This window comes from Acidithiobacillus sp., assembly GCF_027322205.1.
Lineage (GTDB): Bacteria > Pseudomonadota > Gammaproteobacteria > Acidithiobacillales > Acidithiobacillaceae > Acidithiobacillus.
In genome coordinates, this window is the sequence record NZ_DAHVHY010000114.1 from 1 (window position 1) to 3,596 (window position 3,596).

A 3,596-nucleotide genomic window follows, 5' to 3' on the forward strand; every position below is an offset into this window, starting at 1 on the left:
TCGCCCTGTGAAGATCTGGTCGAAAAGATGGGCATCAGTTGGGACAAGGCCAAGGCCGACTTCCAGGAATATCTCAAGCAGGTGGAGCAAGGCAATGTGGAATACCTCTACAACCCCGAACTCGCCACCAATCAAAACATCAACATGAAGAATGTTTCCGCCTGATTTAATTTGATGTGCGAAATGACCCCGCCTGGTGCGGGGTTTTTTATTTCGCACGGAATCTATCCGGGCATGGAATACTTCAATCCACAAAAACCTCCCCTTCTGGCACATTTTTCGAGTATGCTTAAACAAGCTCGCCAACACAGGCGATGGCTTTTCCCGTTTAAACAGGAGGATGACAGTGGACCCCAAGGCCCTCAATACCCGTTGTGTAGAACTCTTTCAGAACCCCAATGTGCGCCTGCGCCTGTGGAATGCGCGGATGTTCTGGCAGGTTGGCGATCAGATGAATGTCGCACCAACTGCGCTCACCGATCCCAAAGTAGATACCTGTGAGTTGGAAGTCATGCTCAGCGCCGCTGCGTTGACGGATTCCCAGTGTGCCGCTGAACTAGACAAGCGCGAGCCTGGCCGCGCTGCCTTCATCCAGCGCCAGATTCGGGAAGGCATGCGCCCTCTCCTGCGCCCAGTCCATCAGGCTTAAGACGGCGCCCCGCTTCGCGGGGTAATGGGGAGCGGTGCCTGAATATGCTGCTCCCAAACAGCGTCAAGCCAACAGCGCATTTATCTGCCGGGCACAGATAAAATCATTATCCGTCAGCCCATCTACGGCATGAGTGCTATAGCGCACCACACAGCGTCCATAGCCTACCTCCATATCAGGATGGTGATCTTCCCGATCGGCAATCCAGGCCACCGCATTCACAAAGGCCATGGTTTCGTAAAAGTTTTTGAAATGACAATCCCTGCACAGCGCACTGCCATCAAGCTGCCAGCCGGACAAATCCTGTAATCCCGCTTGAATGGCCTCCGCCGACAACCCTGCCGCCCCGCCTTCACAAGGCCGGCAACGCCCTTTGCGCAAATCACTCTCCATTTTTTGTCCTCCTCTTTTGGCAAAATCAGTGCAAGGCGCTATCCTTGCGCTATCCAGTCAATCATCCATCAGGGAACTGCCTCATGCCCAAAAAGCCCGCCGCCCCGCTACAGACACCCGATGGCAGCCAGCATATCCTGCTGCATTCCTGCTGTGCGCCCTGTGCCGGACCCGTCATGGATGATATCCGCGCGGCAAACGTCAGTTTTACCGTACTCTTCTACAACCCAAACATCCATCCCCAGGCCGAATATGAACTGCGTAAGGAAGAAAATATCCGTTACGCTAAGCAACTGGAGGTGCCCTTCGTCGACCTCGACTACGACAAGGACAACTGGTTTGCCCGGGTGAAGGGGCTGGAGTGGGAACCGGAGCGCGGGGAGCGCTGCACCGCCTGCTTCGATATGCGCCTTGAGCGCTCTGCCCTGTACGCTGTTGAACATGGCTTCAGCGTCTTTTCCAGCACCCTCGGTATTTCCCGCTGGAAAGATATGGACCAGATCAACGGCTGTGGAAAACGAGCTGCGGCGCGCCATGCAGGATTACAGTACTGGGGCTACAACTGGCGCAAGAGTGGCGGCAGCGCACGGATGATCGACATCGCCAAGCGCGAGCAGTTTTACCAGCAGGAATACTGCGGCTGTGTTTATTCCCTGCGCGACAGCAATCAGCACCGGGTCAGTCAGGGCCGCAGCAAAATCATCCGCGGCGTAAAGTTCTACGGCCGCGACGAACAGGTTCAGGAGCCAGGTACAGAGTCTGCGGGGGCGATTGGCATCAAAAGCTCATAGCGGCCTTGCGGTCCCAACAATTCCGGCACCGGGAACACAAGAGCAAATTTGCGCACCTTGCCCCGCGCCGCAATCACGCTCTGGTGCTTGCTGCATTTCTGCCATTTTTACTCACCTCTGCCAGATAAGACCAGGAAAAACCGGGACCGGGATCCCGTTTACGGCCGGGGGCAATGTCCGAGTGTCCCACCATGCGTTCAGGGTTCATGCCCGGGAATAGGCCCTGCAAGTCTTTCGCCAATATCGCCAGACGCTGATACTGGACCGGCATGAACGTAGTACTTTCACTGCCCTCCAACTCGATGCCAACACTATAATCGTTACAGGCTAGGCGGCCCTGCCACGCAGATGCCCCGGCATGCCAGGCGCGCTGAAATACGCCGACATGCTGCCACAAGGTACCATCCCGTTCGATAAAAAAGTGTGCGGAGACATGCAAGTCGCGCAAAGCGCCATAGTACGGATAGCTATTGAAGTCCAAAGTCCCCATGAAAAAACGCTGCACGTCACCGCTACCAAAGCTCTCAGGCGGGAGGCTGATGGCATGCACCACCAGCAGGTCCACCACCGTGTTCACCGGACGTTCGTCATGGTAGGGCGACGGCGCGCGCTGCGCCTGACGGTGCCAACCCGCACCGTCCCAGACCGTCACGGTCACGGCATCTCTTCCGGTGGCTGGTCAGCCATCGCTGTCAGCCACCGATCTAATGCATGCGCCCGCGCTTCCACCTGAATGGGGCGCTGGTAATAGCCATCCCGGAAAAGAAAAAGTGCGGGCAGATGATAGACATTCAACTCCTGAGTGATCCCCATATCGATCCCTGCGTCGACCTCCCAGACTTGCAGGCCACCGCGGGTAGCCTCGTAATCCGCCAGCAACTTGCGCCAGATCCGACAGGAATGACAGCCCGCAGAGGTAAAAAAAAGAATGATCAGCCCTTGAGTGGTCGCCATACGCTGCCAGAAACCCAGCTCCGATACCGTTTCCATGAACTTCTCCAATATCACCCGGCAGAGTACCGCTCCAGGCATCATGCTTTAGCAAGATGCTTAGAATATACGCCTGAAAGAGATAATTCACCCTGGTGCCAACGACGCCTCGGCGGTACGTTCCATCTTCGTGATCGACGACAAGGGCAAACTGTCGGCGATGTTGTGCTGCCCCATGAGCAACGATCGCTCCATCTGCACGTTGCTTGATTCGCCGCTCATGAGGGGTCGCTCCTCGCTGTATGGGAGCAGAAAATTTGGCTTATATCCCTTCATCTCATCGTTGCACCCGCCGGAAGCGGCATTATGCCCACCCGCGGGGAGAATTCATACGCCGATACCATCAGATGTCAGGAATCCTGGAGAAGCCCTTCCGCCTTCAGAGTCGATTGTACTGCCGGCCGCATAAATACCCGGTCCTGATACGCCTTGAGTACCGGCCACCTCTCCAATTCAATGCCCACATACCGGCCCCAGCCCAACACTGTAAAGAGATAGGCATCGGCCACCGTGAAGTCGTTGCCCAACAGCCAATCCTTGCCCTCTAGCTGCAGGCTGACAGAGCCCAGGCGCCGCGCAAGTTGGGCCGTGGTCACCGCCTTCCATTCCTCAGGCGCCTGTGGATTGAATAATGGAGAAAAACCCTTGTGCAGTTCCGTAGAAATAAAATTGAGCCATTGCATGAGCCGGTAGCGCTCTATCGTGCCCATGGGTGGGGCGAGCTGCTTTTCCGGCACGCGGTCAGCAAGATACTGGATAATGGCTGGCCCCTC

General features: G+C 56.3%; 7 protein-coding genes and 1 pseudogene. 3 read left to right on the forward strand and 5 right to left on the reverse strand.

Features of this window, described 5'->3' with window-relative positions:
* A pseudogene (locus tag M7F93_RS12005) lies at positions 1 to 165 on the forward strand (heterodisulfide reductase subunit B); the annotation flags it as partial.
* A gap of 175 nt (positions 166 to 340) precedes the next feature.
* Positions 341 to 649, forward strand: coding sequence for a hypothetical protein (locus M7F93_RS11335; protein WP_298173544.1), 309 nt, complete (start codon positions 341 to 343; stop codon positions 647 to 649).
* A 63-nt stretch (positions 650 to 712) separates the two neighbouring features.
* Here the strand turns inward: M7F93_RS11335 and M7F93_RS11340 are convergent, their stop codons facing one another.
* Positions 713 to 1,042 (reverse strand): 4a-hydroxytetrahydrobiopterin dehydratase, encoded by a 330-nt coding sequence (locus M7F93_RS11340; RefSeq protein WP_298173548.1) that lies wholly within the window; start codon positions 1,040 to 1,042, stop codon positions 713 to 715.
* Positions 1,043 to 1,125: 83 nt separating this feature from the next.
* On the opposite strand from M7F93_RS11340, the gene M7F93_RS11345 reads away from it, so the two are divergent.
* Positions 1,126 to 1,833, forward strand: a complete 708-nt coding sequence (locus tag M7F93_RS11345) for an epoxyqueuosine reductase QueH (RefSeq protein WP_298173551.1) — start codon at positions 1,126 to 1,128, stop codon at positions 1,831 to 1,833.
* A 73-nt stretch (positions 1,834 to 1,906) separates the two neighbouring features.
* On the opposite strand, the gene ampD is transcribed toward M7F93_RS11345, so the two are convergent.
* The 4 genes from ampD to M7F93_RS11365 form a co-directional block, all read right to left on the reverse strand.
* Positions 1,907 to 2,491 (reverse strand): 1,6-anhydro-N-acetylmuramyl-L-alanine amidase AmpD, encoded by a 585-nt coding sequence (gene ampD / locus M7F93_RS11350; RefSeq protein WP_298173554.1) that lies wholly within the window; start codon positions 2,489 to 2,491, stop codon positions 1,907 to 1,909.
* The gene (locus M7F93_RS11355) at positions 2,488 to 2,823 is read right to left on the reverse strand and encodes a thioredoxin family protein (RefSeq protein WP_298173559.1); all 336 of its coding nucleotides are present in this window, start codon (positions 2,821 to 2,823) and stop codon (positions 2,488 to 2,490) included. The genes ampD and M7F93_RS11355 overlap by 4 nt, the downstream gene beginning before the upstream one ends.
* 87 nt (positions 2,824 to 2,910) lie before the next feature.
* The gene (locus tag M7F93_RS11360) at positions 2,911 to 3,045 is read right to left on the reverse strand and encodes a hypothetical protein (RefSeq protein ID WP_298173562.1); all 135 of its coding nucleotides are present in this window, start codon (positions 3,043 to 3,045) and stop codon (positions 2,911 to 2,913) included.
* Positions 3,046 to 3,173: 128 nt separating this feature from the next.
* On the reverse strand, positions 3,174 to 3,596 hold a 423-nt coding region (locus M7F93_RS11365), incomplete at its 5' end, for a glutathione binding-like protein (RefSeq protein WP_298173565.1).

Excerpts from the sequence above, each read along its gene's own strand:
- M7F93_RS11335 (WP_298173544.1), top strand. The coding sequence starts at position 341 with ATGACAGTGGACCCCAAGGCCCTCAATACCCGTTGTGTAGAACTCTTT.
- M7F93_RS11340 (WP_298173548.1), bottom strand. The coding sequence starts at position 1,042 with ATGGAGAGTGATTTGCGCAAAGGGCGTTGCCGGCCTTGTGAAGGCGGG.
- M7F93_RS11345 (WP_298173551.1), top strand. The coding sequence starts at position 1,126 with ATGCCCAAAAAGCCCGCCGCCCCGCTACAGACACCCGATGGCAGCCAG.
- M7F93_RS11355 (WP_298173559.1), bottom strand. The coding sequence starts at position 2,823 with ATGGAAACGGTATCGGAGCTGGGTTTCTGGCAGCGTATGGCGACCACT.
- M7F93_RS11360 (WP_298173562.1), bottom strand. The coding sequence starts at position 3,045 with ATGAGCGGCGAATCAAGCAACGTGCAGATGGAGCGATCGTTGCTCATG.